This window comes from Pleomorphomonas sp. T1.2MG-36 (assembly GCF_950100655.1).
GTDB lineage: Bacteria > Pseudomonadota > Alphaproteobacteria > Rhizobiales > Pleomorphomonadaceae > Pleomorphomonas.
Map to the genome: position 1 here is coordinate 347,328 of NZ_CATNLY010000012.1, position 24,345 is coordinate 371,672.

Annotated in this window: 34 protein-coding genes and 1 tRNA gene; all 35 read right to left on the minus strand. The window is 64.0% G+C overall.

Annotation, left to right across the window (positions count from 1 at the left end):
* Positions 1-228: 228 nt before the first annotated feature.
* The 35 genes from QQZ18_RS08455 to rpsL all read right to left on the minus strand — a co-directional run bounded on the left by QQZ18_RS08455 (position 229) and on the right by rpsL (position 24,156).
* Positions 229-303 (minus strand) — tRNA-Val (locus tag QQZ18_RS08455).
* A 320-nt stretch (positions 304-623) separates the two neighbouring features.
* A complete protein-coding gene (locus QQZ18_RS08460) occupies positions 624-1,589 on the minus strand; it encodes a hypothetical protein (RefSeq protein ID WP_284540042.1) in 966 nt (321 codons plus the stop codon).
* A gap of 229 nt (positions 1,590-1,818) precedes the next feature.
* Positions 1,819-3,132, minus strand: coding sequence for a replication-associated recombination protein A (locus QQZ18_RS08465; RefSeq protein WP_284540044.1), 1,314 nt, complete (start codon positions 3,130-3,132; stop codon positions 1,819-1,821).
* Positions 3,129-4,550: a DegQ family serine endoprotease gene (locus QQZ18_RS08470; RefSeq protein WP_284540046.1), complete on the minus strand. Its 1,422-nt coding sequence runs from the start codon at positions 4,548-4,550 to the stop codon at positions 3,129-3,131. Before QQZ18_RS08470 ends, QQZ18_RS08465 begins: the two co-directional genes overlap by 4 nt.
* Positions 4,551-4,682: 132 nt before the next feature.
* The gene (gene rplQ / locus QQZ18_RS08475; RefSeq protein ID WP_284540048.1) at positions 4,683-5,117 is read right to left on the minus strand and encodes a 50S ribosomal protein L17; all 435 of its coding nucleotides are present in this window, start codon (positions 5,115-5,117) and stop codon (positions 4,683-4,685) included.
* Positions 5,118-5,207: 90 nt separating this feature from the next.
* On the minus strand, positions 5,208-6,230 hold the full coding sequence (locus QQZ18_RS08480) for a DNA-directed RNA polymerase subunit alpha (protein WP_026782400.1): 1,023 nt from the start codon (positions 6,228-6,230) through the stop codon (positions 5,208-5,210).
* A 115-nt stretch (positions 6,231-6,345) separates the two neighbouring features.
* Complete coding sequence (gene rpsK / locus QQZ18_RS08485) at positions 6,346-6,738, minus strand: 30S ribosomal protein S11 (protein ID WP_026782401.1); 393 nt, start codon at positions 6,736-6,738, stop codon at positions 6,346-6,348.
* A 251-nt stretch (positions 6,739-6,989) separates the two neighbouring features.
* Complete coding sequence (rpsM, locus tag QQZ18_RS08490; protein ID WP_284540055.1) at positions 6,990-7,358, minus strand: 30S ribosomal protein S13; 369 nt, start codon at positions 7,356-7,358, stop codon at positions 6,990-6,992.
* Between the two features lie 322 nt (positions 7,359-7,680).
* Positions 7,681-8,259 carry an adenylate kinase gene (locus QQZ18_RS08495; protein WP_284540057.1) on the minus strand — a complete coding sequence of 193 codons (579 nt, stop codon included), beginning with the start codon at positions 8,257-8,259 and terminating at the stop codon, positions 7,681-7,683.
* Positions 8,256-9,590, minus strand: coding sequence for a preprotein translocase subunit SecY (gene secY / locus QQZ18_RS08500; protein WP_284540059.1), 1,335 nt, complete (start codon positions 9,588-9,590; stop codon positions 8,256-8,258). Before secY ends, QQZ18_RS08495 begins: the two co-directional genes overlap by 4 nt.
* A 270-nt stretch (positions 9,591-9,860) precedes the next feature.
* Complete coding sequence (gene rplO / locus QQZ18_RS08505) at positions 9,861-10,331, minus strand: 50S ribosomal protein L15 (RefSeq protein ID WP_284540061.1); 471 nt, start codon at positions 10,329-10,331, stop codon at positions 9,861-9,863.
* 28 nt (positions 10,332-10,359) lie between these two features.
* Positions 10,360-10,563, minus strand: a complete 204-nt coding sequence (gene rpmD, locus QQZ18_RS08510) for a 50S ribosomal protein L30 (protein ID WP_284540063.1) — start codon at positions 10,561-10,563, stop codon at positions 10,360-10,362.
* Between the two features lie 66 nt (positions 10,564-10,629).
* Positions 10,630-11,208, minus strand: a complete 579-nt coding sequence (gene rpsE / locus QQZ18_RS08515) for a 30S ribosomal protein S5 (RefSeq protein ID WP_100080729.1) — start codon at positions 11,206-11,208, stop codon at positions 10,630-10,632.
* A 30-nt stretch (positions 11,209-11,238) separates the two neighbouring features.
* Positions 11,239-11,598 (minus strand): 50S ribosomal protein L18, encoded by a 360-nt coding sequence (gene rplR, locus QQZ18_RS08520; protein WP_026782408.1) that lies wholly within the window; start codon positions 11,596-11,598, stop codon positions 11,239-11,241.
* Between the two features lie 10 nt (positions 11,599-11,608).
* Positions 11,609-12,145, minus strand: coding sequence for a 50S ribosomal protein L6 (gene rplF, locus QQZ18_RS08525; RefSeq protein ID WP_284540068.1), 537 nt, complete (start codon positions 12,143-12,145; stop codon positions 11,609-11,611).
* A 26-nt stretch (positions 12,146-12,171) separates the two neighbouring features.
* Positions 12,172-12,567: a 30S ribosomal protein S8 gene (rpsH, locus tag QQZ18_RS08530; RefSeq protein WP_251725449.1), complete on the minus strand. Its 396-nt coding sequence runs from the start codon at positions 12,565-12,567 to the stop codon at positions 12,172-12,174.
* Positions 12,568-12,580: 13 nt separating this feature from the next.
* On the minus strand, positions 12,581-12,886 hold the full coding sequence (gene rpsN / locus QQZ18_RS08535; protein WP_101286921.1) for a 30S ribosomal protein S14: 306 nt from the start codon (positions 12,884-12,886) through the stop codon (positions 12,581-12,583).
* 20 nt (positions 12,887-12,906) lie between these two features.
* Complete coding sequence (gene rplE, locus QQZ18_RS08540; protein WP_284540074.1) at positions 12,907-13,464, minus strand: 50S ribosomal protein L5; 558 nt, start codon at positions 13,462-13,464, stop codon at positions 12,907-12,909.
* Positions 13,457-13,774, minus strand: a complete 318-nt coding sequence (gene rplX, locus QQZ18_RS08545) for a 50S ribosomal protein L24 (RefSeq protein ID WP_284540076.1) — start codon at positions 13,772-13,774, stop codon at positions 13,457-13,459. Before rplX ends, rplE begins: the two co-directional genes overlap by 8 nt.
* Positions 13,775-13,776: 2 nt before the next feature.
* Positions 13,777-14,145 carry a 50S ribosomal protein L14 gene (rplN, locus tag QQZ18_RS08550; protein WP_026782414.1) on the minus strand — a complete coding sequence of 123 codons (369 nt, stop codon included), beginning with the start codon at positions 14,143-14,145 and terminating at the stop codon, positions 13,777-13,779.
* 446 nt (positions 14,146-14,591) lie between these two features.
* Positions 14,592-14,834 (minus strand): 30S ribosomal protein S17, encoded by a 243-nt coding sequence (rpsQ, locus tag QQZ18_RS08555; RefSeq protein WP_284540080.1) that lies wholly within the window; start codon positions 14,832-14,834, stop codon positions 14,592-14,594.
* Positions 14,835-14,845: 11 nt separating this feature from the next.
* Positions 14,846-15,046 (minus strand): 50S ribosomal protein L29, encoded by a 201-nt coding sequence (gene rpmC, locus QQZ18_RS08560; RefSeq protein WP_284540082.1) that lies wholly within the window; start codon positions 15,044-15,046, stop codon positions 14,846-14,848.
* A gap of 88 nt (positions 15,047-15,134) precedes the next feature.
* A complete protein-coding gene (rplP, locus tag QQZ18_RS08565; protein ID WP_284540084.1) occupies positions 15,135-15,548 on the minus strand; it encodes a 50S ribosomal protein L16 in 414 nt (137 codons plus the stop codon).
* A gap of 22 nt (positions 15,549-15,570) precedes the next feature.
* Positions 15,571-16,350: a 30S ribosomal protein S3 gene (gene rpsC, locus QQZ18_RS08570; RefSeq protein ID WP_284540086.1), complete on the minus strand. Its 780-nt coding sequence runs from the start codon at positions 16,348-16,350 to the stop codon at positions 15,571-15,573.
* The gene (rplV, locus tag QQZ18_RS08575; RefSeq protein WP_284540106.1) at positions 16,350-16,730 is read right to left on the minus strand and encodes a 50S ribosomal protein L22; all 381 of its coding nucleotides are present in this window, start codon (positions 16,728-16,730) and stop codon (positions 16,350-16,352) included. The genes rpsC and rplV overlap by 1 nt, the downstream gene beginning before the upstream one ends.
* Before the next feature lie 3 nt (positions 16,731-16,733).
* Positions 16,734-17,012, minus strand: coding sequence for a 30S ribosomal protein S19 (gene rpsS / locus QQZ18_RS08580; RefSeq protein ID WP_026782420.1), 279 nt, complete (start codon positions 17,010-17,012; stop codon positions 16,734-16,736).
* 15 nt (positions 17,013-17,027) lie between these two features.
* On the minus strand, positions 17,028-17,867 hold the full coding sequence (rplB, locus tag QQZ18_RS08585; RefSeq protein WP_284540108.1) for a 50S ribosomal protein L2: 840 nt from the start codon (positions 17,865-17,867) through the stop codon (positions 17,028-17,030).
* A gap of 19 nt (positions 17,868-17,886) precedes the next feature.
* The gene (locus QQZ18_RS08590) at positions 17,887-18,180 is read right to left on the minus strand and encodes a 50S ribosomal protein L23 (RefSeq protein WP_284540110.1); all 294 of its coding nucleotides are present in this window, start codon (positions 18,178-18,180) and stop codon (positions 17,887-17,889) included.
* Entirely contained in the window at positions 18,177-18,797 is a 621-nt protein-coding gene (gene rplD / locus QQZ18_RS08595) for a 50S ribosomal protein L4 (protein ID WP_100080740.1), read from the minus strand. Before rplD ends, QQZ18_RS08590 begins: the two co-directional genes overlap by 4 nt.
* Entirely contained in the window at positions 18,797-19,504 is a 708-nt protein-coding gene (gene rplC / locus QQZ18_RS08600) for a 50S ribosomal protein L3 (protein ID WP_166900302.1), read from the minus strand. The genes rplD and rplC overlap by 1 nt, the downstream gene beginning before the upstream one ends.
* Positions 19,505-19,533: 29 nt before the next feature.
* Positions 19,534-19,842 (minus strand): 30S ribosomal protein S10, encoded by a 309-nt coding sequence (gene rpsJ / locus QQZ18_RS08605; protein ID WP_026782425.1) that lies wholly within the window; start codon positions 19,840-19,842, stop codon positions 19,534-19,536.
* Between the two features lie 65 nt (positions 19,843-19,907).
* Positions 19,908-21,098, minus strand: a complete 1,191-nt coding sequence (gene tuf / locus QQZ18_RS08610; protein WP_284540116.1) for an elongation factor Tu — start codon at positions 21,096-21,098, stop codon at positions 19,908-19,910.
* Positions 21,099-21,149: 51 nt separating this feature from the next.
* The gene (gene fusA, locus QQZ18_RS08615) at positions 21,150-23,225 is read right to left on the minus strand and encodes an elongation factor G (protein ID WP_284540118.1); all 2,076 of its coding nucleotides are present in this window, start codon (positions 23,223-23,225) and stop codon (positions 21,150-21,152) included.
* Positions 23,226-23,246: 21 nt separating this feature from the next.
* Entirely contained in the window at positions 23,247-23,717 is a 471-nt protein-coding gene (rpsG, locus tag QQZ18_RS08620; protein ID WP_284540120.1) for a 30S ribosomal protein S7, read from the minus strand.
* Between the two features lie 67 nt (positions 23,718-23,784).
* Positions 23,785-24,156, minus strand: coding sequence for a 30S ribosomal protein S12 (gene rpsL, locus QQZ18_RS08625; protein WP_026782429.1), 372 nt, complete (start codon positions 24,154-24,156; stop codon positions 23,785-23,787).
* Positions 24,157-24,345 lie beyond the last annotated feature (189 nt).

The following is a 24,345-nucleotide window of genomic DNA, read 5'->3' on the forward strand; positions in this document are numbered from 1 at the left end:
GAGGCTGGACAGGGTTCGGTCCGTTCCGCACCGCTTACTTTGGTCGAATGCCTTGCGTACGCTTCCTGGAATCGGAGGCGAACCGTTTGGAGTTTGCCGCAGCGTCAACTTCCCGCACGAAACTGGTGCGGGGCCAAAGCGCGCGACATGTCGATCAGCTCATTGGTGGGTTTGCGAGGAGTGCCCAAAACAAAGGCCCCGCTGTCGCCAGCAGGGCCTTTTGTTGGATGGTGGTCGCTGTAGGGATTGAACCTACGACCCCCGCAGTGTGAATGCGATGCTCTCCCGCTGAGCTAAGCGACCTTGAACCAACCTACTACAGGGTACGATCGCGTTTTTCAAGGAAGCTTGCACTGGCAAAACCAAGTGCTCTTCCGCTGAGCGACGCGCCCGAACCATCGTGCGGTGGCGCGATATAAGGGTGGTCGGCGGGGCAAGTCAAGGCGTCAGGGGGACGAAAATTCAATGGCTGGGGACAGTATGGACGGGCAGGAAGTTGCCCTTCGCACCGATGAATGGCGCCCGGCCAAGGGAGCGCCCGCTTCAAAAAATTCCGCGGCGCCCGGGGGGATCTCCGGGCGCCGCGCGCAGGGCGCTGCGTAGGGGAAGCGCTCTCGACCGGGTCAGGCAGCGGTGTCGAGCAAAGTACGCAGCGAAGGATGAATGTCCGGGCTTTCCTCGGACAGGAATTTCAAAAGCGCTCTTTCATTGGCATGGATGACGCCATCGCGACCGATGCGGTCGGCCAGCCACTTCACTTCCTCGGAAGTGACCGCCTCCGCCTCGCGGATGCGCGGCTCGCCAGCTTCGATCGGCTTCGAGGATGTCTCGTCTTGCTGACGCCAGGCTGACCAGACGCCGCGCAGACCGTTGGACAGCATGTTCGACAGCATGTCGCCGAACAGCGCCGTGACGCCGCCGGACGGCGCGTCGAGCCAGGCGTCGCGGCCGAGCGTCTCCTCGCGGGACAGCAAGGTGTATCCCCGCGCGGCCATCAGGAAGGAGGCGATCGCCTTGACGAACAGGTCGGACCAGGCCGGGTCGTTGTCGGCCTCGCGGCTGCGGTCGTTGAGCTCGAACAGCACCTCCGCTTCCTCGCGGCTGATGCCGACGGAGCGTTCGTTGCCGAAGGCGTAGAGGATGGAGCGAATGCGCTCGACATCGGCGGCGGAGATCACTCCGCCCTCGCCGTCCTCGGCCCCGTTCAAGACGGAACGCGACACCTCGGCCAGCGCGAAAGCGGACAGCTCGACCGGCACCGAATCGGCGCGGCGCATGATGTTGACCAGAAGATCGATCTCGAGATCGGTGGTGATGCCGTCGGCCGACAGCACGCCGATCAGCCAGCGGGCCATCTCCTCGCTGACATGGCCACTCGGGGCAGTCTGCAAGGCGACATGGTCGGTCAGGGTCTCGATGTAGAGCTGACGGCCGGCCGCCGTCGGGAAGCCTTCCTCGGCGGCGAGACGACAGAGATGGCGGACTTCTTCCGCGTTGACCCCGCCGTCGGCATAGACGGCGGCGCGCAGGCGAACGACCGCGTCGAGCGGCGCGGCGCTGGGCGCTATCGTCCTTCCGCTGTCGGTCATGGTCTCCCGCTCCCCCGGTGGTTTGCCGTCAAAGATGACGCTACACCACAATTCCGACTTCGAGCTTAAGGGAACGGGTTAAAAAAGCATTGAAGACACATGGTTAACGAGCACATTCAAGGATTTGCGGGCCCTGGCGGCGCCTTGTCGGAGCGGACCGTCCCAGAATCGGCCGGAATATCGGCAATCGCTTCGCAACTCCGTCCCGCAAAGATCGTCGGCGTTAACCTCAGCCCCCGTCCTGTCGCTCGCGGCGCAGGCGCGCCCAATAGTCGAGGCGCTTTTTGAGCTCCCGCTCGAAGCCGCGCTCGACCGGGCGGTAGAAGGAGCGACGCCCCATCTTTTCCGGAAAATAGTCCTGACCCGAGAAGGCGTCCGGCTCGTCGTGATCGTAGCGGTAGCCGCTCCCGTAGCCCTCGCCTTTCATCAGCTTGGTCGGGGCGTTCAAGATGTGGCGCGGCGGCACGACGCTGCCGAACTCCTTGGCCGCCGCCATCGCCGTCTTGAAGGCGGTGTAGACGGCGTTGGACTTCGGCGCGGTCGCCACGTAGACGACGGCTTCGGCGATGGCGAGTTCGCCCTCGGGCGACCCCAGCATCTCGTAGGCGCCCTGGGCGGCAATGCAGACGGACAGCGCCTGGGGGTCGGCAAGGCCGATATCCTCGGCCGCCATGCGGATCACCCGGCGGATGACGTAGAGCGGGTCCTCGCCGGCATCGATCATGCGGCAGAAGTAGTAGAGGGCCGCGTCGGGGTCCGAGCCGCGCACCGACTTGTGCAGCGCCGAGATCAGGTTGTAGTGGCCGTCCTGCGCCTTGTCGTAAACCGGCGCCCGCCGCTGGACGATCTCCTGCAGCGTCTTGGCGTCGAACACCTCTCCCTCGCCGGCGGCGCGCCAGACATCCTCGGCGAGCGTCAGGGCGGCTCGGCCGTCGCCATCGGCCATGCGGACGAGCGCCGCCCTCGCCTCCTCGTCGAGCGGCAGGGGCTTGCCGGTGACCTCCTCGGCGCGGTCGAGCAACTGGCCGATCGAGGTTTCGTCATGCGGCTTGAACACCAGCACGTGGGCGCGCGACAGCAAGGCCGCGTTGAGCTCGAAGGACGGGTTTTCGGTGGTGGCGCCGATCAGCGTCACCGTTCCGTCCTCCATCACCGGCAGGAAGCTGTCCTGCTGGGCGCGGTTGAAACGGTGGATCTCGTCGATGAACAGCAGCGTGCCGCGCCCGAGCGCCCGGCGCTGACGGGCGGCTTCGAACAGCTTCTTGAGGTCGGCGACGCCGGTGAAGATCGCCGAGGCCTGCTCGAAGGCGAGGTTGGTCTCATGGGCCAGGAGGCGGGCGACGGTGGTCTTGCCCGAACCCGGCGGTCCCCAGAGAATCAGCGAACCGAGCGAGCCGGACGCCAGCATGCGGGTGATGGTGCCGCTCGGCCCGACCAGATGGTCCTGTCCCACCACCTCCGCCAGGCTGGCGGGACGCAGACGGTCGGCCAGCGGCCGGCCGGCGCGGTTGTCCGCCGTGCTGACGCCGAACAGATCGCTCATCGGAAGGCCATGCGCAGGATCTGGCCGTTGCGGTCGATGGCGACGCGCCAGAACATCGGATCGGAGCCGGCGACGGCGGCCAGCGCCTTGGTCGCGGTGATGTCGTTGCCATTGACCGACAGGATGATGTCGCCCTTCTGCAGGCCGATGCGGTCGGACGGCGAGCCGGGCGCCACGGCGGTGATGACCACGCCGGTCTGGCCGCGATAGGACAGCCCGATCTCGGCGGCGACGGCCGGCGACACGTTGGCAACCGTCGCGCCCTGGAAGGGCGAGCGGGCATCGATGGTCAGGGTCTCGCGCGGCGTCGTTTCCGGCGCCGTCATCAGCTTCACCGGCACCTCGATCAGTTTGCCGGCCCGGTTGACGGTTAGCTTGGCCACGTTGCCGACGCCCTTGGTGGCGAGGCGGTAGTTGAAGACGCGGGGATCGCTGACCTCGATGCCGTCGACGGCGACCACGAGATCGCCGGCGTCGAGACCGGCGGCCTCGGCCGGGCTCTTGCGGAGAATCGAAGTGATCAGCACGCCCGAGGGACGGTCGAGCCCGAGGCTTTCGGCGATGTCGGACGTCACCGGCTGGAGTTCGGCGCCGATCCACGGCAGTTCCACGGCAGAGCCGCCCCGCCGGGCCGAGTCGACGAACACCTTCACCATGTTGGAGGGGATGGCGAAGCCGATGCCGTTGGAGCCGCCGCCCCGGCTGAAGATGGCTGTGTTGATGCCGACGAGCTTGCCGTCGATATCGACCAGCGCGCCGCCGGAGTTGCCCGGGTTGATGGCCGCGTCGGTCTGGATGAAGAACTGGTAGTCGGAGATGCCGACCTGGCTGCGGGCCAGCGCCGAAACGATGCCCTGCGTCACGGTTTGCCCGACGCCGAAGGGATTGCCGATGGCGAGCACGAGGTCGCCGACCTGCAACTGGTCGGAATCGGCGAGCGGCAGCGTCGGCAGCGCTTCCTTGGGGTTGCGCACCTTGAGCACGGCGAGATCGAGTTGCTCATCCTTGAGCACCACGTCGCAGTCGAGCTCGCGCCGGTCGGACAGCGCCACCTTCACCTCGTCGCCGTCCTCGATGACATGGTTGTTGGTAACGATCAGGCCGGACGGGTCGACGATGACCCCGGAGCCCAGCGACTGCTGGTGCCGTTCGCGCTGCCGGCCGATGCCCGGCATGTTGTCGCCGAAGAACTGCCGAAAGAACGGATCGTCCATCAGTGGCGACGAAGCGACCTTGATGGTCTTGGTGGAGTAGACGTTGACCACGGCCGGTCCGGCCACCTTGGCCACCGGCGCGAAGGACAGCCTGACCTGCGTCTCCGACGCCGGCACGGCCCGTTCGGCAGCCACGGCCCCCAGGGACACCGAGGCGGCAAGGCCGAAAGCCAGGATGAGGCGGGACAGTCCGTTGGGTCGCATCGCATGTCTCCGGAAGCGCGGTTCCACAAGCCGTCTTTTACGCCGTCGAATATGGCAACGGAAGGACGCCCAAACAACAAGGGGCGACCCGATGGGCCGCCCCTTGCGCAACTTTCAGCGAACCAACGCCTATCAGGCGGCGGCGGTCTCGGCCTCGGCCGGCTCGGCAGCTTGGCGGGCCTTGTCGGCGGCGCCCTTGGCGGCGACATCGCGGTCGACGAACTCGATCACCGCGACCGGAGCCGAGTCGCCCTGGCGGAAGCCGGCCTTCAGCACACGCGTGTAGCCACCGGCGCGAGCCTGGTAGCGGGGGGCGAGCACGTCGAACAGCTTCTTGGCGGCGATCTCGTTGTTCTGCAGCTCGGAAGCGAGCTGACGACGAGCGGCGAGGTCGCCCTTCTTGGCGATGGTCACCAGCTTCTCGACGATCGGACGCAGGTCCTTCGCCTTCGGCAGGGTGGTGACGATCTGCTCATGCTCGACGAGCGAGATGGCGAGGTTGGCGAGCATCGCCTTGCGATGGCTCTGAGTGCGGTTGAACCGACGGCCCGCATTACCGTGACGCATGGCCTACTCCTATTTTGTCTTCGCGCGGCTCACGCCGGGCAGTTTGTTTGGAACGAGCCGGAGAGGCGTCCCCTCCGGCGAGCATGATGCTCAGTAGTTGTGGTCTTCGTAGCGCTTGGCCAGGTCTTCGATATTCTCAGGCGGCCAGTTCGGAACTTCCATGCCGAGATGCAACCCCATCTGCGCCAGCACTTCCTTGATCTCGTTGAGCGACTTGCGGCCGAAATTCGGCGTACGGAGCATCTCCGCCTCGCTCTTCTGGATCAGATCGCCGATGTAGACGATGTTGTCGTTCTTCAGGCAGTTTGCCGAACGGACCGACAGCTCGAGCTCGTCGACCTTCTTGAGCAGCGCCGGATTGAAGGCGAGCTCCGGAACGGTCTCGACCTTGGTATCCTTCTGCGGCTCTTCGAAGTTGACGAAGATCGCCAGCTGGTCCTGGAGAATGCGGGCGGCGTAGGCGACGGCATCCTCGGGCTTCACCGAACCGTCGGTCTCGACGGTCAGGGTCAGCTTGTCGAGGTCGAGATCCTGGCCCTCGCGGGTGTTCTCGACCTTGTAGGACACCTTGCGCACCGGCGAGTAGAGGCTGTCGACCGGGATCAGACCGATCGGAGCATCCTCGGGACGGTTGCGGTCGGCCGGCACGTAGCCCTTGCCGGTATCGACGGTGAACTCCATGCGGATCTCGGCGCCCTCGTCGAGGGTGCAGAGAACCAGCTCGGGGTTCAGGATCTCGATGTCGCCGACGGTCTGGATGTCGCCAGCGGTGACGACGCCCGGACCCTGCTTGCGCACGACCATCCGCTTCGGGCCCTGGCCCTGCATGCGGACAGCGATTTCCTTGATGTTGAGGATGATGTCGGTGACGTCCTCACGCACGCCGGCAATCGAGGAGAACTCGTGCAGCACGCCGTCGATCTGAACCGCCGTCACCGCTGCGCCCTGCAGCGAGGACAAGAGGACACGACGGAGCGCGTTGCCGAGCGTCAGACCGAAGCCACGCTCGAGCGGCGAAGCGACGACGGTCGCAAAGCGCTTCGGATCGCGGCTCGGGATGACCTCGAGCTTGTTCGGCTTCTTGAGCTCTTGCCAGTTCTTCTGGATGCTCACGTTGATACCCTTTCATATGAAGCGGTTCGCCGCGGGCCGCATCCCCCGCAGGGACCACCGCCTTGACGGGCCATGTCCGGTGCCAGAGCGACAGCCGGACGTTCGCGGATGAGCGTCAGACGCGGCGACGCTTACGCGGACGGCAACCGTTATGCGGGATCGGGGTAACGTCGCGGATGGAGCTCACCAGGAAACCGGCGGCCTGCAGAGCGCGCAGGGCCGACTCACGACCGGAGCCCGGACCGCAAACTTCGACTTCCAGGGTCTTGACGCCATGCTCGGACGCCTTGCGAGCGGCATCCTCGGCAGCCATCTGGGCGGCGTACGGGGTCGACTTGCGCGAACCCTTGAAGCCCATGGTACCGGCCGACGACCAGGAGATGGTGTTGCCCTGCGCGTCGGTGATGGTGATCATCGTGTTGTTGAAGGTGGAATTCACGTGGGCAATGCCGGACGTGATGTTCTTGCGTTCGCGACGGCGGACGCGGCCTGCGGCTTCCTTGGCCATGCTCTCTACTCTCTCGTTTCGATCTCGTCACCGCCGTAATGCCAGCGGCTACACCGGAGCGCATGCCTCTAGGAGAAACCCCGCGCACCGGAACGAATTGAGGAGGGGCACCCTTGCCCTTCCCCCAACGGCGAACGATCCTACCGGACCTTCCACCATGGACAAAGCGCCGACCGCGATCGCTCGCGGAGCCGGCGCCATGTCCGAACCTTTTCGCCAGACCGGCGTACGGCCGGACCGACGAAACGGAATTACTTCTTCTTGCCGGCAATCGCCTTCGCCGGGCCCTTGCGGGTACGGGCGTTGGTGTGCGTGCGCTGACCACGGACCGGCAGGCCCTTGCGGTGACGCAGGCCACGGTAGCAGCCGAGGTCCATGAGACGCTTGATGTTCATCGCGGTCTCGCGGCGGAGGTCGCCCTCGACGACGTAGTCGCGGTCGATCACTTCGCGGATCTGCAGAACTTCGGCATCCGAAAGCTCGTTGACGCGCTTGGCCGGATCGAGGCCAACCTTCTCCAGGATCTCCTCGGCGAACTTCGGGCCGATGCCATGGATATACTGCAGCGCGATCAGGGCGCGCTTGGCGGTGGGAATATTGACGCCAGCGATACGGGCCACTTCACTTCACTCCTGTCGTCGCGACCCTTTTGGATCGCTCCCTCCCCCGATCGAGCCGTGGAGGTCGGTGTCTTGACGGCGGCCCCTTGAGGTGGCGCCGGCCGGGTTAACTTATCGCGAGAACCAAAACGCACCATGAGACATGGCAAGCGCCTACGGGCCATCGCACGAAGAACCCGTGGATAGGTGGCGGTTCATAGCCGGAACCGGCCTCTCCGTCAACCTTTCGGACACGGGTTTGTCGCCGAAATCGCCGCCGGAAAGCCCGGTCGGCGACCGATCGCCCGGCTGTGGAACGCTGGTTCCTCGCCGGGCGTCCGTCTCACTCGAGGGCGGCGCGAATCGCGCCGGCAACCTCTTCAATGGGCGCCATGCCATCGACCGGCTTCAACAGGCCGCTCTTGGCATAGAAGGGCGTCAGTGCCGCCGTGAGCGCCCGGAACTCCTCGAGGCGTTTGCGGAACACCTCGGGGTTGTCGTCCTTGCGCACCGGCTGGCCGGCCGCCTTGGCCTCCTCGGCCCGGCGAACGATTCGGTCGACGAGCTTCTCGGCGTCGACCTTGAACTCGATGACCGCGTCGAGCTTGAGCTTCTTGTCGGCGAGCAGCTTGTCGAGCGCCTCGGCCTGGGCCACGGTGCGCGGAAAGCCGTCCAGCACGAAGCCGTTCTTGGCGTCGGGCTCTTCGATGCGGTCGGAGACGATGCCGATGACGATCTCGTCGGACACCAGCTGACCGGCATCCATGACGGCCTTCGCCTTCTTGCCGATCTCGGTGCCGGCGGCGACGGCAGCGCGCAGCATGTCACCCGTCGACAGCTGCACGATACCGTATCGGTCCACCAGCTTCTGCGCTTGCGTACCCTTGCCGGCGCCCGGCGGCCCGAGAAGAATCAGCCTCATCTACGCTTCCCCCGAAGTTTGCTCTTCTTGATCAGCCCCTCGTACTGATGGGCGAGGAGGTGTCCCTGGATCTGGGACACGGTATCCATGGTGACCGAGACGACGATCAGCAGCGACGTGCCGCCGAAGTAGAACGGAACACCGGTGGTGGAGATCAGGAACTCAGGCAGCAGGCAGACGACGACGAGATAGATGGCACCGAGGACGTTGATGCGGGTCAGGACATAGTCGATGTAGGAGGCGGTGCGCTCGCCCGGCCGGATGCCGGGGATGAAGCCGCCCTGCTTCTTGAGGTTCTCGGCCGTGTCGGTCGGGTTGAACACGATGGCCGTGTAGAAGAAGGCGAAGAAGACGATCATTGCCGCGTAGGACAGCATGTAGAGCGGCTGCCCGTGCGCCATCAGCGTGCCGATGGTCTGCAGCCAGCCGCCGGCGGCACCGGTGCCGGCGAAGCCGGTGATGGTGCCCGGAATCAGCAGGATCGACGAGGCGAAGATCGGCGGGATGACGCCGGAGGTGTTGAGCTTCAGCGGCAGGTGGCTCGATTCGCCCTGGAACATCTTGTTGCCGACCTGGCGCTTCGGATACTGGATCAGCAACCGGCGCTGCGCGCGCTCGAAGAAGACGATGCCACCGATGACGACCACGGCCAGCACCAGCACGGCCAGGATGATCGGTGTCGCCAGGGCGCCCTGACGGCCCAGTTCCAGCATGCCGACGAGGGCGTGCGGCAGGTTGGCGATGATGCCGGCGAAGATGATCAGCGACGTGCCCTGGCCGATGCCGCGGGAGGTGATCTGCTCGCCGAGCCACAGAAGGAACATCGTGCCGCCCATCAGCGACAGCACGGTGGAAATGACGAAGGTCGGGCCGGGGTGGAGAACGATCGAGCCCTGCCCCTGCAGACCGACGGCGATGCCGTAGGACTGCACGGCGGCCAGCAGCACCGTGAGGTAACGGGTGTACTGGTTGATCTTCTTGCGGCCGGACTCGCCTTCCTTCTTGATCGCTTCCAGCGACGGAATGACCGAGGTCAGCAGCTGGATGATGATCGAGGCGGAAATGTAGGGCATGATGCCCAGGGCGAAGATCGCCATGCGGCCGACGGCGCCGCCGGAGAACATGTTGAACAGGCCAAGAATGCCCTGGCTCTGCTGCTTGAAGGCATCGGCCAGCGCCTGAAGGTTGATGCCCGGCAGCGGGATGTAGGTGCCGAGGCGATACACCAGAAGTGCGCCAAGGGTGAACCAAATCCGCTTCTTGAGCTCTTCCGCCTTGGCGAGCGCGCCGAAATTCAGATTTGCAGCGAGTTGTTCTGCCGCAGAGGCCATGTCTCACTCCGCCCGAATGGGATCCCGGATGCGCGCCTCCTCATCGCACGGGATGAGGTTGCTCCGCCTTGTCATTGGGGCCCTGGCGCTGTCGAAACCCGAAACGCCGTCTCCCTTGCCCGGATGGCCGTCGAGGACGTCTCGACAACCGGCTCCAGTCCGTCCGCTATATAGACCCGAGTCGCGAACGAAATAAGCCCCCGGACGACACCGACCCCACGCGAGACGAAAACGTTCGCGTGAAAACGGCGCCTGCCGGGGGCTTACGCATCACTCCTTGGCGGCGGCGGCCGGAACGACCACCTTGCCACCAGCGGCCTCGATCGCCGCGACCGCAGATGCCGAAGCACCGGCGACCTGGAAGGTCAGGGCCGTCTTGATCTCGCCACCCAGCACGCGGACGCCATCGAGCGGACGGCGCAGCAGGCCGGCCGCCACAAGCGCCTCGGCAGTGACCGGGGCCTTGGCGTCGAGCTTCTTGGCATCGACGGCAGCCTGAACCTTCGTCAGGCTGATCTCGTTGAGATCGAGCGCGAAGATGTTCTTGAAGCCACGCTTCGGCAGGCGGCGATGCAGCGGCATCTGGCCGCCTTCGAAACCGGCGATGGCAACGCCCGACCGCGAGGTCTGGCCCTTGACGCCGCGACCGGCGGTCTTGCCTTTGCCAGAGCCGATACCGCGACCGACGCGCATGCGCGGCTTGTTCGCGCCTTCGTTATCCTTGAGCTCGTTGAGCTTCATTTCATCGATCCTTTCGACCGGCGGTATCTCAGGCCTCGTCCACGACGCGGACGAGGTGCTGGACCTTCGCGATCATGCCGCGAACGGACGGAGTATCCTCCAGCGTGGCGGTGCGATGCATCTTGTTGAGACCGAGGCCGATCAGCGTGGCGCGCTGGTCGGCGGGACGGCGGGAAGGGCTGTAAATCTGCTCGACCGTGACGGTCTTGCTCGACTTCTTGTTGGCCGACATGATGTTCACCTTACGAAAGCCAGTCTACGAATGGGGAGGGAGGCTGCCCTCCCCCCGTTCGATCCATCAGCCTTCGGCCGACGCCGCAGCTTCCGGGTCGATGTCGCGACGGCGCGACTGCAAGGCCGAGACCTTGAGACCACGACGGGCGGCAACCGACCGCGGGCTATCTTCGTTCGCGAGAGCGGAGAAGGTAGCGCGGATCATGTTGTAGGGGTTGGACGAGCCGAGCGACTTCGCCACCACGTCCTGGACGCCAAGCGTCTCGAACACGGCGCGCATCGGGCCACCGGCGATGATGCCGGTACCGGCCGGCGCGGTGCGCACGTAGACGCGACCGGCGCCCCAGCGACCGGCGACGTCGTGATGCAGCGTCCGGCCTTCCTTGAGCGGCACGCGCACGAGGGCACGCTTGGCGGCTTCCGTCGCCTTGCGGATGGCCTCGGGCACTTCACGCGCCTTGCCGTGGCCGTAGCCGACACGGCCCTTCTGGTCGCCAACGACGACGAGCGCGGCGAAGCCGAAGCGACGACCACCCTTCACCACCTTGGCGACGCGGTTGATATGGACCAGGCGATCGACGAACTCGCTGTCGCGCTCTTCGTTGCGATCCCGATCCCTGTTATTGCGTTCACGTTCAGCCATTGTCTTTATCTCTCTCGATCGGGACCGGCCTTAGAAGTCGAGTCCGCCCTCGCGGGCGGCATCCGCGAGCGCCTTGATGCGGCCGTGGTACAGGAACTGTCCACGATCGAAGATGACCGAAGTCACCCCCGCCGCCTTGGCGCGTTCTGCGATGAGCTTGCCGACCACGGCGGCCGCGGCCACGTTGGCCCCGGTCTTCAGAGTGTCGCGGACGTCCTTGTCGAGGGTCGACGCGGACGCCAGGGTACGACCCTGAACGTCATCGATAACCTGAGCATAGATGTGCAGCGACGAGCGATGCACGGAAAGCCGGAGGCGACCGTTGGCCGCCGCCTTGATCGCGCGGCGCACGCGGGCGCGGCGGCGATCGTTGCCGGTGAGGTGAGCCATGATCGTCCCCTTACTTCTTCTTGCCTTCCTTACGGACGATGAACTCGCCCGCGTACTTCACGCCCTTGCCCTTGTAGGGCTCCGGCGGACGGTACTTGCGGATTTCGGCGGCGACCTGCCCGACACGCTGGGCGTCGATGCCGGAGACGACGATTTCCGTCGGCTTCGGAACGACGATCGCGATGCCTTCCGGCACCGGATAGGCGATGTCATGGCTATAGCCGAGCGAAAGCTGCAAGGTCTTGCCCTGAAGCGCCGCCTTGTAGCCAACGCCGGAGATCTCGAGCTTCTTCTCGAAGCCGACCGTCACACCCTTGATCAGGTTGGCGATCTGCGTCCGGGACATGCCCCAGCTGGCGCGGGCCAGCTTGGTCTCGTCCTTGGGCTCAATCTTGATCGAACCGTCTTCCGCCTTGGTGACGTTGACGTGCTCGTTCAGATCGAATTTGAGCGTCCCCTTCGGTCCCTTGACCGAAACGGTCTGCCCAGCGATGTCGGCCGTGACCCCCGAAGGGACCGGTACAGCCTTCTTGCCAATGCGCGACATGGTATTAACCCGTTTCCAGTCGAAGGTTAGAAGACGCGGCAGAGAACTTCGCCGCCGACGTTCTGCTCGCGGGCGTCGTGGTCGGCCATAACACCGCGCGGGGTGCTGAGGATCGACACGCCGAGGCCGTTGGCAACTCGGGGCAGGTTCTTAACCGAAGCGTAAACGCGGCGGCCAGGCTTGGACACGCGCTCGATCGTACGGATGACGCCAAGGCCATCGTAGTACTTGAGTTCGATCTCGAACTCGGAGCGACCGTCGGCAGCCACTTCGGCATAACCGCGCAGAAAGCCCTCAGCGACCAGGACGTCGAGAACGTTCTTGCGCAGCTTGGAAGCCGGCGTAGACACCTTCGACATCTTGCGCATCTGGGCATTACGAATGCGGGTGAGCATATCACCCAAAGGATCGGTCATCGGCATGGGACCGCTCTCCTTACCAGCTCGACTTCACAAGGCCCGGGATGAGACCGAGCGACCCCAGCTCACGCAGGGCGATACGGCTCATCTTGAGCTTGCGATAATAAGACCGCGGACGGCCAGTGACTTCGCAGCGGTTGCGGACACGCACCGCGGACGAGTTGCGAGGAAGCTCGGCAAGCTTCAGGCGTGCCGCGAACTGCTCCTCGATCGTCAGCGACTTGTCGCTCGCGATCGCCTTGAGGGCCTCACGCTTGGCGGAGAACTGCTTCACCAGCTTCTGGCGACGCTTGTTCTTCTCGATGGCGCTCTTCTTAGCCATTTAAATCCGAACCCTTCTCGTCACTGCCGGAACGGGAAATTGAAGGCCTTGAGAAGCGCACGCGCCTCGTCGTCGGTCTTCGCCGTGGTGCAGACGATGATGTCCATGCCCCAGACCTGGTCGACCTTGTCGTACTCGATCTCGGGAAAAACGATGTGTTCCTTGATGCCCATGGCGAAGTTGCCACGTCCATCGAAGGACTTCGGGTTCAGACCACGGAAGTCACGAACGCGCGGCAGCGCGATGGTGATGAGGCGATCGAGGAACTCGTACATGCGCTGACGGCGGAGAGTCACCTTGGCGCCGATGTTCATGCCTTCGCGCAACTTGAACGTGGCGATGGAATTACGGGCCTTGGTGATCACCGGCTTCTGGCCGGCGATGAGGGTCAGGTCGCCGACGGCAGAATTGATCTTCTTGCCGTCCGCAACGGTCTCGCCGACGCCCATATTCAGGACGATCTTGTCGAGGGTCGGGACTTCCAACGCGTTCTTGTAGCCGAACTGCTCGATGAGAGCCTTGCGGATAGTCTCGTCGTAGGTGCGCTTGAGGCGCGGAATGTAGACCGCATCAGCCATCGATCACATCTCCGGAACGCTTGGCGAAGCGGACCTTGCGGCCGTCGTCGAGCAACTTGAAACCAACGCGAGTCGGCTTGCCGTCCTTGGGGTCGGCAACGGCGAGGTTCGAAAGGTCGAGCGCCGCTTCCTTGGCGACGATACCACCCTCGGACTTGGCCGACTGCTTCTGGTGATGGCGAACGATGTTGACGCCGCGGACAACAGCGCGGTTCTCGGACGGACGGACCTCGATGACCTCACCGGTCTTGCCCTTGTCCTTGCCAGCGAGAACCACGACCTTGTCGCCCTTCTTGATCTTGGCGGCCATGGTTACAGAACCTCCGGGGCGAGCGAGATGATCTTCATGTGGTTCTTGGCGCGGAGTTCGCGCGGAACCGGCCCGAAGATACGGGTCCCGATCGGCTCTTTCTGGTTGTTGATGAGAACGGCGGCATTCTTGTCGAAACGAATGACCGAACCGTCCGTACGCCGGATGTCCTTGGCCGTGCGGACCACGACCGCCTTCATCACGTCGCCCTTCTTCACGCGACCACGAGGGATGGCTTCCTTGATGGAGACGACAATGATGTCGCCCACCGAGGCATACCGCCGCTTCGCGCCGCCGAGCACTTTGATGCACATAACACGACGTGCGCCGGAATTATCCGCCACGTCGAGGTTGGTTTGCATCTGAATCATGACTTGGCCGCCTTATCTTTGATGCATGCACCCACCGGCGCCGGATGGCGCAGGCGGGCAGCGACTTTGTTTTGGAACTCGGAAAATGGGGGTACGGCGTGCCGGACCCTTCGTTTCGAGTTCATCCCAGTCCCTGGCCGTATCCGCAGCCCGGGAGGCCCGCCCCCTACCCTGCCGCCTCGTGAGGCGGCCGGAAACAAGGCCGGATGTCTCGCTTTCGCCGTCTTGTCGCGGCGCCCTCGGGCAGCCTCGACGAAACAATCCGAAACGGAACGGCATCACATGCCATCCCGTTCTGAAATCAGCGTCTGCCGCATAAGCCTCTCCGGGTCGGAAGTCAATGACCCGGGGACGCTATTTCGGGGCAAACGGCCAATGACGGCGTCCCCCGAAACGACTTTCTGCTTTGCCGGCCCCAGATGGGGCCGGAAGCAAGCCTCTCCCGCTCAGCTCTCGCTTGCGGTGGAGAGCACAACCCAGCGCTTGGTCTTCGAAATGGGCTTGCTTTCCTCGATGGAAACCAGGTCCCCGACCTTGTACTGGTTCGTCTCGTCATGCGCCTGGTAGTTCTTCGTCCGGCGCACGGTCTTCTTGAGCACCGGATGGGTGAAGCGACGCTCCACCTTAACTACGACCGTCTTGTCGGTCTTGTCGCTGACGACGACGCCTTGCAGGATGCGCTTCGGCAACTCGTCTCTCCTTAAGCGTTCGCAGTCGCGCGCTTGTCGCGCAGAACCGTCTGGATGCGGGCGATGTCGCGACGCACGACCCGCACGCGGGACGTATTGTCGAGCTGGCCCGTCGCCTTCTGGAAGCGCAGGTTGAACTGCTCTTTCTTCAGCTTGGCCATCTCGTCCTCGAGCTGGTCGGGCGTCATGGCCCGAACGTCGTTCGCCTTCATCGTTTTCTCGTCCTAACAGTAAGGCCGGTCTTCCGATCGGCACCCGCTGGCGGAGGTCAGGAACCTGCCGGGCGGGTGCCCTTGCGGATCACTCGGCGATGCGCTGAATGAAGCGCGTCTTGATCGGAAGTTTGGCCGCGCCGAGACGGAGCGCCTCGCGGGCGACCTCCTCGGGCACGCCGTCGAGCTCGAACATGATCCGGCCGGGCTTGATGCGGACGCACCAGAACTCCGGCGAACCCTTGCCCTTACCCATACGGACTTCGGTCGGCTTGGCGGTGACCGGAACGTCCGGGAACACGCGGATCCAGACGCGGCCGATACGCTTCATCTGGCGGGTGATCGCGCGGCGGGCCGCCTCGATCTGCCGCGCGGTGACGCGCTCGGGCTCCATGGCCTTGAGGCCATAGGCGCCGAAGTTCAGGTCGGTGCCGCCCTTGGACACGCCATGGATGCGGCCCTTGAACTGCTTACGGAACTTGGTGCGCTTCGGTTGAAGCATCTTCCTTCTCCCAAAACTCTAGTTAGCGCGCACCATCGGCGTCGCGGTCGCGACGGCCGCGGCCACGACCTTCACGGTCGCCACGAGGATCGCGCTCACGACGGCGGTCGCCGCCCGAACGCTCGCCGTCATTGCCACCCTCAAGCGCGCGACGCTCGGAAGCGAGCGGGTCGTGCTCCAGGATCTCGCCCTTGAACACCCAGACCTTGAGGCCGTTGGTGCCGTAGGCGGTGTGGGCGGTGGCAATGCCGTAATCGATGTCCGCGCGGAGCGTATGCAGGGGCACGCGGCCCTCGCGGTACCACTCCAGGCGGGCGATTTCGGCGCCGCCGAGACGGCCGCCGGCGTTGATGCGGATGCCCTCGGCACCGAGACGCATCGCCGACTGCACCGAACGCTTCATTGCACGGCGGAAGGCCACGCGGCGCTCGAGCTGCTGGGCGATCGACGAGGCGATGAGCGTCGCGTCGGTCTCCGGCTTGCGCACTTCAACGATATTGAGGTGCACTTCCGAGGTGGTGAACTTGGCGATCTGCTTGCGCAGCTTCTCGATGTCGGCACCCTTCTTGCCGATCACCACGCCCGGACGAGCCGAGTGGATGGTGACGCGGCACTTCTTGTGCGGACGCTCGATCACGACCTTGGACACCGCCGCCGCCTTCAGTTCCTCGAAGAGGAAGTTGCGGATGGCGAGGTCCTCATGCAGCAGGGCACCGTATTCGGACTTGCCGGCGAACCAGCGCGAGTCCCAGGTCCGGTTGATGCCGAGACGAAGACCGATCGGATTGACTTTGTGACCCATCAGGCGGTCTCCTCGACTTCGCGAACCACGATGGTGAGGTTCGCAAACGGCTTCTGGATTTGACCGACGCGACCACGAGCCCGCGGCGAGAAGCGCTTCATGACGAGGCCCTTGCTCACGAAAGCTTCCTTGACGACGAGAGCGTCGACGTCGAGGTCGTGGTTGTTCTCGGCATTGGCAATCGCCGACTCCAGCGTCTTCTTCACGTCGCCGGCGATACGCTTGCGCGAGAAGGTGAGATCGGCCAGGGCCGTGTTGACCTTCTTGCCGCGGATAAGAGCCGCGACAAGGTTGAGCTTCTGCGGCGAGACGCGAAGGTTGCGGGTCACCGCCTGCGCCTCGTTGTCGGCGAGCGTGCGTTCACGCTTCGGCTTGCCCATGGGTTACTTCCTCTTCGCCTTCTTGTCGGCGCCATGGCCATAGTAGGTACGCGTCGGCGCGAACTCGCCGAACTTGTGGCCCACCATGTCCTCATTCACGGACACCGGAATGTGCTTCTGGCCGTTGTAGACGCCGAACGTGAGTCCGACGAAATTCGGCAGGATCGTGGAGCGACGGCTCCAGATCTTGATGACTTCATTGCGTCCGCTGGCGCGACTGACTTCCGCCTTCTTGAGGAGGTAGCCGTCGACGAACGGGCCTTTCCAAACCGAACGAGTCACGGTCGTTCCTCTCTCTTACTGCGACTTCTTGCGCGCGTGGCGGCTACGGACGATGAACTTGTCCGTGGACTTGTTCGACCTCGTCTTCTTGCCCTTGGTCGGCTTGCCCCACGGGGTAACCGGATGACGGCCACCGGACGTGCGGCCTTCACCACCGCCGTGCGGATGGTCGATCGGGTTCATGGCGACGCCGCGGTTGACCGGGCGCTTGCCCAGCCAGCGATTGCGGCCGGCCTTGCCGATCGACACGTTGGCGTGGTCCGGGTTCGACACGGCGCCGATGGTGGCAAAGCAGGTGCCGAGCACCTTGCGCTGTTCACCGGAGTTGAGGCGAACCACGGTGTAACCCTGGTCGCGACCAACGATCTGCGCGTAAGAACCAGCCGAACGAGCGATCTGGCCACCCTTGCCGGGCTTCAGCTCGACATTGTGAACCAGCGTGCCGACCGGGATAGCCGACAGCTGCATCGCATTGCCGGGCTTCACGTCGGCGGCGACGGCGGCGACGACGGTGTCGCCGACGGCCAGGCGCTGCGGGGCCAGGATGTAGCTCAGCTCGCCGTCCTGATACTTGATCAGGGCGATGAAGCCAGTGCGGTTGGGATCGTACTCCAGACGCTCGACCACGGCGGTGACGCCGAGCTTGCGACGCTTGAAGTCGATGAGACGGTACGAGCGCTTGTGACCACCACCACGATGGTAGGCGGTGATACGGCCGAGGTTGTTGCGACCGCCGGTCTTGTTAAGACCCTCGGTCAGCGCCTTCACCGGCGCGCCCTTGTGAAGCTCGGAGCGATCGACGAGGACCAGCTGACGCTGGCCCGGGGTCGTCGGCTTGTAATATTTGAGTGCCATAATCGTCCTGCCGCTCGGATCAGAGGCCCGTCGTGATGTCGATCGAATGGCCCTCTTCGAGGGTCACGACCGCTTTCTTCACGTCGGACTGGGTGCCAATGATGCCCCGGAAGCGCTTCGTCTTGCCCTTCCGCACGAGCGTGTTGACGCTCTTGACCTTGACCGAGAAGAGCTGCTCGACGGCAGCCTTGATCTCGGGCTTGGTCGCGGTCTTGGCAACGTTGAAGACCACCTTGTTGTTCTCAGCCTGGATGGTCGCCTTCTCGGTGATCACCGGCGTGCGGATGATGTCGTAGTGCTTGAGACTGGTCATTTGAACCGCTCCTCGAGCGCCGACACGGCCGCCTTGGTCAAAACCAGCGTGTCACGACGCAGAATGTCGTAGACGTTGATGCCCTGCACGGGCAGCACGTCGATCTGCGGGATGGCACGGGCCGCCAGGCGGAACTGATCCTGCGGATTGGCTCCGTCGATGATCAGCGCGTTGGTGAGGCCGAGCGCGGCGAGCTTCGTCTTCAGGGCCTTCGTCTTGGCCTCGGCGGCGACCGCCTCGTCCAGGACGACGATATTGGCACCCTTGGCCTTGGCCGACAGGGCGAGCTTCAGGCCGAGGGCCCGAACCTTTTTGGGCAGGTCGTGCTCATGGCTGCGCACCACCGGACCGAAGGCCTTGCCACCACCACGGAACTGCGGGGCCGCCTTGTTGCCGTGACGGGCGCCGCCGGTGCCCTTCTGCCGATACATCTTCTTGCCGGTCTTGGTGATCTCTGTACGAGTCAGAGTCTTGTGGGTACCGGCCTGGCGCTTGGCGAGCTGCCAGCGCACGACGCGCTGCAGGATATCGGCGCGCGGATCGAGACCGAAGATCTCGTCCGAAAGCGCGACCGTCCCAGCAACAGCGCCATCGAGGGTCTTGACTTCGAGTTCCATCACTCACCTGCCTCCGCGGTCGCAGCGGGCGCCGCCTTGCGGAACTTGCCCGGGGTGGGAACACCTTCCGGAAGCTTCTTCTTGACCGCGTCGCGGACGAGAATCCAGCCGCCCTTGGCGCCGGGAACCGCGCCCTCGACCAGGATCAGACCACGATCGGCGTCGGTGCGCACGATCTTGAGGTTCTGCGTGGTCACGCGCTCGTCACCCATATGGCCGGGCATCTTCTTGTTCTTGAAGACCTTGCCGGGATCCTGACGCTGACCGGTCGAGCCCAGAACGCGGTGAGACACCGAGTTACCGTGCGTGGCGCGGCCGCCATGGAAGTTCCAGCGCTTCATCGCGCCAGCGAAGCCCTTACCGATCGAAGTGCCGGTAACGTCGACGAACTGGCCGGCAACGAAATGGTCGGCCGTCAGTTCGGCGCCCACCTCGATGAGGTTCTCGGGAGACACCCGGAACTCGGCAACCTCGCGCTTGGGCTCGACCTGCGCCACGGCAAAGTGGCCGCGCATCGCCTTCGAGACATTCTTAACCTTGACCGTACCGGCACCCAACTGGAGCGCGGTATAGCCGTTCTTTTCTTCGGTACGGTGAGCAACCACCTGGCAGTTCTCAAGCTTGAGAACCGTCACGGGAACATGCTCGCCTGCGTCGTTGTAGACGCGGGTCATGCCGACCTTCTGTGCAATGACACCTGAGCGCATAGCGTTCTCTCTCAACCCGGCTCTTGTTCTCAGAGCTTGATCTCGACGTCCACGCCGGCCGCGAGGTCGAGCTTCATCAGCGCGTCCACGGTCTGCGGGGTCGGATCGATGATGTCCAGGAGGCGCTTGTGAGTGCGCATCTCGAACTGTTCGCGGCTCTTCTTGTCGATATGGGGCGACCGGTTGACCGTGAACTTCTCGATTCGCGTCGGAAGCGGAACCGGGCCCCGGACCTGCGCGCCCGTGCGCTTGGCCGTGTTGACAATCTCGCGCGTCGAAGCATCGAGGATACGATGATCGAACGCTTTGAGACGGATACGGATATTCTGACCGTTCATTTCTCTACCTCTGGAGGAGACGTGGGCGGAGCGAGCCCCGCCCCGTATCACCTCGAAACGATCAATTACTCGACGATCGAAGCGACGACGCCGGCGCCGACAGTGCGGCCACCTTCACGGATAGCGAAGCGGAGCTTCTCTTCCATGGCGATCGGGACGATCAGCTGAACGTTCATCGTCACGTTGTCGCCGGGCATCACCATCTCGACGCCTTCGTTCAGCGTCACCACGCCGGTCACGTCCGTCGTGCGGAAGTAGAACTGCGGGCGGTAGTTGGTGAAGAACGGCGTGTGACGGCCACCCTCTTCCTTGGTCAGGATGTAGGCTTCGGCCTTGAACTTGGTGTGCGGGTTCACGGAAGCCGGCTTGCACAGGATCTGGCCGCGCTCGACGTCTTCACGCTTGGTGCCGCGCAGCAGCGCGCCGATGTTGTCGCCGGCCTGGCCCTGATCGAGCAGCTTGCGGAACATTTCAACGCCGGTCACCGTCGTCTTGGTGGTCGGACGGATGCCGACGATCTCGACTTCCTCGCCGACCTTGACGATGCCGCGCTCGACACGGCCGGTCACCACGGTGCCACGGCCGGAGATCGAGAACACGTCTTCGATCGGCATCAGGAACGGCTGGTCGATCGGACGATCCGGCTGCGGGATGTAGGCGTCGACCTGGGTCATCAGCTCGAGGATGGCGTCGTGGCCGAGGACGGGGTCGCCATTCTCGAGGGCAACGAGAGCCGAACCCTTGACGATCGGAATGTCGTCGCCGGGGAACTCGTAGGACGACAGAAGCTCGCGAACTTCCATCTCCACCAGCTCGAGCAGCTCCGGATCGTCGACCATGTCGCACTTGTTCAGGAACACGACGATGGCGGGAACGCCGACCTGACGGGCGAGCAGGATGTGCTCGCGGGTCTGCGGCATCGGGCCGTCGGCGGCAGACACGACCAGGATCGCGCCGTCCATCTGGGCGGCACCGGTGATCATGTTCTTCACGTAGTCGGCGTGGCCTGGGCAGTCGACGTGCGCATAGTGACGGTTCTGCGTCTCGTACTCGACGTGCGCCGTGTTGATCGTGATGCCGCGCGCCTTCTCTTCGGGAGCAGCGTCGATCTGGTCGTAGGCCTTGAACGTGGCGCCGCCGGTCTCGGCCAGCACCTTGGTGATCGCCGCGGTCAGCGACGTCTTGCCATGGTCAACGTGGCCGATCGTGCCGATGTTGCAGTGCGGCTTCGTCCGCGAAAACTTTTCCTTAGCCATCGGATATCTTCCTTTGTCTCGTGAAAGCGGGTGAGGTCAGCGGTCGGGAAATCAGGCGTACTTCGCCTGAACTTCCTGGGCGACCGCAGCCGGGACCTGCTCGTAGTGGTCGAACTGCATGGTGTAGCTGGCGCGTCCCTGGCTCATCGAGCGGAGCTGGTTCACGTAGCCGAACATGTTGGCGAGCGGAACGAAGGCCGAGATGACATTGGCGTTGCCGCGCATGTCCTGGCCCTGGATCTGGCCGCGACGGGAGTTGACGTCGCCGATGACGGAACCGACGTATTCTTCCGGCGAAACGATCTCGACCTTCATGATCGGCTCAAGCAGAGCCGGCGAGGCCTTTTCCATCGCTTCACGCAGAGCGGCGCGGGAGGCGATTTCGAAGGCGATGGCCGAAGAGTCCACCTCGTGATAGGCGCCGTCGATCAGCGTGACCTTGACGTCGACCACCGGGAAGCCGGCGATCGGGCCAGACGTCATCACCGAGTTCAGGCCCTTCTCGACGCCGGGGATGTATTCCTTGGGAACCACACCACCGATGATCTTGTTCTCGAAGATGAAGCCCGAACCGACTTCGCCCGGCTCGACGACAAACTTCACCTTGGCGAACTGGCCAGTACCGCCAGTCTGCTTCTTGTGGGTGTAGTCGATCTCGGTCGACTTGCGGATGGTCTCGCGATAGGCAACCTGCGGGGCGCCGACATTCACCTTGATGTTGTGCGGAGCACGACGGAGAATGTCGATCTTGATATCGAGGTGAAGCTCGCCCATGCCCTTGATGATCGTCTGCCCCGACTCCTGATCGGTGGAGACGCGGAAGGACGGATCCTCGGACGCCAGCTTCTGGAGAGCCATGGAAAGCTTCTCCTGCTCGGTCTTGGTGGCAGCCTCGACGGCCATCTCGATGACCGGCTCGGGGAATTCCATCTTCTCGAGGACGACGGGCTTCAGCGGATCGCAGAGCGTGTCGCCGGTGCGGGTGTCCTTGAGACCGACGAAGGCGACGATGTCGCCGGCGCGGGCTTCCTCGACGTCCTCACGGGTGTCGGCATGCATCTGGACCATGCGGCCGATGCGCTCGCGCTTCTCGCGGGTCGAGTTCAGAACGGTCGAACCCTTCTGCAGCACGCCCGAGTAGACGCGGGCAAAGGTCAGCACGCCATACGGATCTTCGATGATCTTGAAGGCCAGCATGGCGAGCGGCTCGTCGTCGGACGACAGGCGAACGGTCTCTTCTTCCGTCTTCGGGTCGATACCCTTGGTCGGCGGCACATCGACCGGCGACGGCAGGAAGTCGACGACGGCGTCGAGCAGCGTCTGCACACCCTTGTTCTTGAAGGCCGAGCCAGCGAGAACCGGGAACCATGCCGAAACCAGAACCGCCTTGCGGATCAGCCTCTTGAGGGTCGCCTCGTCGGGCTCGTTGCCCTCGAGGTAGGCCTCCATGGCATCGTCGTCCATTTCGACGGCGGCTTCGATCATCTCGGCACGCGCTTCCTTGGCGCGCTCAAGCATGTCGGCCGGAATGTCCGTGTCGTGGTACTTGGCGCCGAGCTGCTCGTCTTCCCACACCACCGCTCTCATGCGGATGAGGTCGACGATGCCCTTGAAGTTCGCCTCGGAACCGATCGGCAGCTGCAGCGCGACAGGACGGGCGCCGAGGCGGGTCTTGATGTCGCTCAGGCACTGGTCGAAGTTCGCGCCGGTCTTGTCCATCTTGTTGCAGAAGACGATCCGGGGAACGTGATACTTGTCGCCCTGGCGCCAAACGGTCTCGGTCTGAGGTTCGACACCCTGGTTGGAGTCGAGCACGCAGACGGCACCGTCGAGCACGCGCAGCGAACGCTCGACTTCAATGGTGAAGTCGACGTGGCCTGGGGTGTCGATGATGTTGAGGCGCTTGCCGTTCCAGAAGGTCGTGGTGGCAGCCGACGTGATGGTGATGCCACGCTCCTGCTCCTGCTCCATGTAGTCCATGGTGGCAGCGCCGTCGTGCACTTCGCCGAGCTTGTGGGACTTGCCCGAGTAATAGAGGACGCGTTCCGTCGTCGTCGTCTTGCCCGCATCGATGTGGGCCATGATGCCGAAGTTGCGGTAGTCCTCGAGCTTATGCGTACGAGCCATGTTCGTCTCCGCCTGTCCGGATTACCAGCGATAGTGCGAGAAGGCGCGGTTGGCTTCGGCCATCCGGTGCGTATCTTCGCGCTTCTTGACGGCGGTGCCGCGGTTGTTGGCGGCATCCATCAGCTCGCCCGACAGACGATCGACCATCGTCTTCTCGTTGCGACCGCGAGCGGCCGTGATCAGCCAGCGGATGGCGAGAGCCTGACGGCGCTCGGTGCGAACCTCGACCGGGACCTGGTAGGTGGCACCACCGACGCGGCGCGACCGAACTTCGATCTGCGGCATCACGTTGTGGAGCGCCTGATGGAAGGTCTGGACCGGGCTCTGGCGGGTGCGGGTCTCGATGCTGTCGAAGGCACCATAGACGATCGCTTCGGCAACCGACTTCTTGCCGTCCTGCATGATCGAATTCATGAACTTGGAAACGACGATATCACCGAACTTCGGATCGGGATTGATCTCGCGCTTCTCTGCACTGTGACGACGGGACATACTTCGTCTCCGGGTATTGCAAAATAAGACCGACCGGATCCGGCTTCCGCGCAGATCCGGCCAGGGATCACTTCGGACGCTTGGCGCCGTACTTCGAGCGGCGCTGCTTGCGGTTCTTGACGCCCTGCGTGTCGAGCACGCCGCGGAGAATGTGGTAGCGCACGCCGGGAAGGTCCTTGACGCGACCGCCACGGATCATGACGACCGAGTGCTCCTGAAGGTTATGACCTTCGCCGGGGATGTAACCGATGACCTCGTAACCGTTGGTCAGACGGACCTTGGCGACCTTACGAAGAGCCGAGTTAGGCTTCTTGGGGGTCGTCGTATAGACGCGCGTGCAAACGCCACGCTTCTGAGGGCAAGCCTCAAGATGGCGGGCCTTCTCACGGTAAACCGGCGCGACGCGCGGGTTACGGATCAACTGATTGATCGTCGGCATCCTTCACCTTCAATCCAAACGTCCGGACCTTCATGGAGACCGGAACTACACTTCCTTCAGAGCCAACCGTTGCCAGAACCAAGACAACAGGCCAGCTCCCTGACCGATTTCGCAACTCTCCGCACCCCGCCCGCACAAAACGAAGCGCGCCGATAACGTGAAATCTCACGTCCGGCGCGGCGGAAAGCA

What these genes read in the sequence shown, in the direction of transcription:
- rplO (WP_284540061.1), bottom strand. Translation starts at nt 10,331, where the DNA reads ATGAAGCTCAACGAGCTCAAGGATAACGAAGGCGCGAACAAGCCGCGC.
- rplV (WP_284540106.1), bottom strand. Translation starts at nt 16,730, where the DNA reads ATGGGCAAGCCGAAGCGTGAACGCACGCTCGCCGACAACGAGGCGCAG.
- rplN (WP_026782414.1), bottom strand. Translation starts at nt 14,145, where the DNA reads ATGATTCAGATGCAAACCAACCTCGACGTGGCGGATAATTCCGGCGCA.
- fusA (WP_284540118.1), bottom strand. Translation starts at nt 23,225, where the DNA reads ATGGCTCGTACGCATAAGCTCGAGGACTACCGCAACTTCGGCATCATG.
- QQZ18_RS08460 (WP_284540042.1), bottom strand. Translation starts at nt 1,589, where the DNA reads ATGACCGACAGCGGAAGGACGATAGCGCCCAGCGCCGCGCCGCTCGAC.
- rplE (WP_284540074.1), bottom strand. Translation starts at nt 13,464, where the DNA reads ATGGCTGATGCGGTCTACATTCCGCGCCTCAAGCGCACCTACGACGAG.
- rplP (WP_284540084.1), bottom strand. Translation starts at nt 15,548, where the DNA reads ATGCTTCAACCGAAGCGCACCAAGTTCCGTAAGCAGTTCAAGGGCCGC.
- rpsH (WP_251725449.1), bottom strand. Translation starts at nt 12,567, where the DNA reads ATGCCGATGACCGATCCTTTGGGTGATATGCTCACCCGCATTCGTAAT.
- rpmC (WP_284540082.1), bottom strand. Translation starts at nt 15,046, where the DNA reads ATGAAGGCGAACGACGTTCGGGCCATGACGCCCGACCAGCTCGAGGAC.
- rplR (WP_026782408.1), bottom strand. Translation starts at nt 11,598, where the DNA reads ATGGCTCACCTCACCGGCAACGATCGCCGCCGCGCCCGCGTGCGCCGC.
- rplF (WP_284540068.1), bottom strand. Translation starts at nt 12,145, where the DNA reads ATGTCGCGCATTGGCAAGAAGGCTGTACCGGTCCCTTCGGGGGTCACG.
- rplQ (WP_284540048.1), bottom strand. Translation starts at nt 5,117, where the DNA reads ATGCGTCACGGTAATGCGGGCCGTCGGTTCAACCGCACTCAGAGCCAT.
- rpsK (WP_026782401.1), bottom strand. Translation starts at nt 6,738, where the DNA reads ATGGCCAAGGAAGCCGCAGGCCGCGTCCGCCGTCGCGAACGCAAGAAC.
- QQZ18_RS08470 (WP_284540046.1), bottom strand. Translation starts at nt 4,550, where the DNA reads ATGCGACCCAACGGACTGTCCCGCCTCATCCTGGCTTTCGGCCTTGCC.
- rpmD (WP_284540063.1), bottom strand. Translation starts at nt 10,563, where the DNA reads ATGTCGGCCAACAAGAAGTCGAGCAAGACCGTCACGGTCGAGCAGATT.
- rpsC (WP_284540086.1), bottom strand. Translation starts at nt 16,350, where the DNA reads ATGGGTCACAAAGTCAATCCGATCGGTCTTCGTCTCGGCATCAACCGG.
- rplC (WP_166900302.1), bottom strand. Translation starts at nt 19,504, where the DNA reads ATGCGCTCAGGTGTCATTGCACAGAAGGTCGGCATGACCCGCGTCTAC.
- rpsN (WP_101286921.1), bottom strand. Translation starts at nt 12,886, where the DNA reads ATGGCTAAGAAGAGCGCCATCGAGAAGAACAAGCGTCGCCAGAAGCTG.
- rpsG (WP_284540120.1), bottom strand. Translation starts at nt 23,717, where the DNA reads ATGTCCCGTCGTCACAGTGCAGAGAAGCGCGAGATCAATCCCGATCCG.
- QQZ18_RS08465 (WP_284540044.1), bottom strand. Translation starts at nt 3,132, where the DNA reads ATGAGCGATCTGTTCGGCGTCAGCACGGCGGACAACCGCGCCGGCCGG.
- QQZ18_RS08590 (WP_284540110.1), bottom strand. Translation starts at nt 18,180, where the DNA reads ATGACCAGTCTCAAGCACTACGACATCATCCGCACGCCGGTGATCACC.
- rpsL (WP_026782429.1), bottom strand. Translation starts at nt 24,156, where the DNA reads ATGCCGACGATCAATCAGTTGATCCGTAACCCGCGCGTCGCGCCGGTT.
- rpsE (WP_100080729.1), bottom strand. Translation starts at nt 11,208, where the DNA reads ATGGCTGAACGTGAACGCAATAACAGGGATCGGGATCGCAACGAAGAG.
- rpsJ (WP_026782425.1), bottom strand. Translation starts at nt 19,842, where the DNA reads ATGAACGGTCAGAATATCCGTATCCGTCTCAAAGCGTTCGATCATCGT.
- rplD (WP_100080740.1), bottom strand. Translation starts at nt 18,797, where the DNA reads ATGGAACTCGAAGTCAAGACCCTCGATGGCGCTGTTGCTGGGACGGTC.
- tuf (WP_284540116.1), bottom strand. Translation starts at nt 21,098, where the DNA reads ATGGCTAAGGAAAAGTTTTCGCGGACGAAGCCGCACTGCAACATCGGC.
- QQZ18_RS08495 (WP_284540057.1), bottom strand. Translation starts at nt 8,259, where the DNA reads ATGAGGCTGATTCTTCTCGGGCCGCCGGGCGCCGGCAAGGGTACGCAA.
- secY (WP_284540059.1), bottom strand. Translation starts at nt 9,590, where the DNA reads ATGGCCTCTGCGGCAGAACAACTCGCTGCAAATCTGAATTTCGGCGCG.
- rplX (WP_284540076.1), bottom strand. Translation starts at nt 13,774, where the DNA reads ATGGCCGCCAAGATCAAGAAGGGCGACAAGGTCGTGGTTCTCGCTGGC.
- rplB (WP_284540108.1), bottom strand. Translation starts at nt 17,867, where the DNA reads ATGGCACTCAAATATTACAAGCCGACGACCCCGGGCCAGCGTCAGCTG.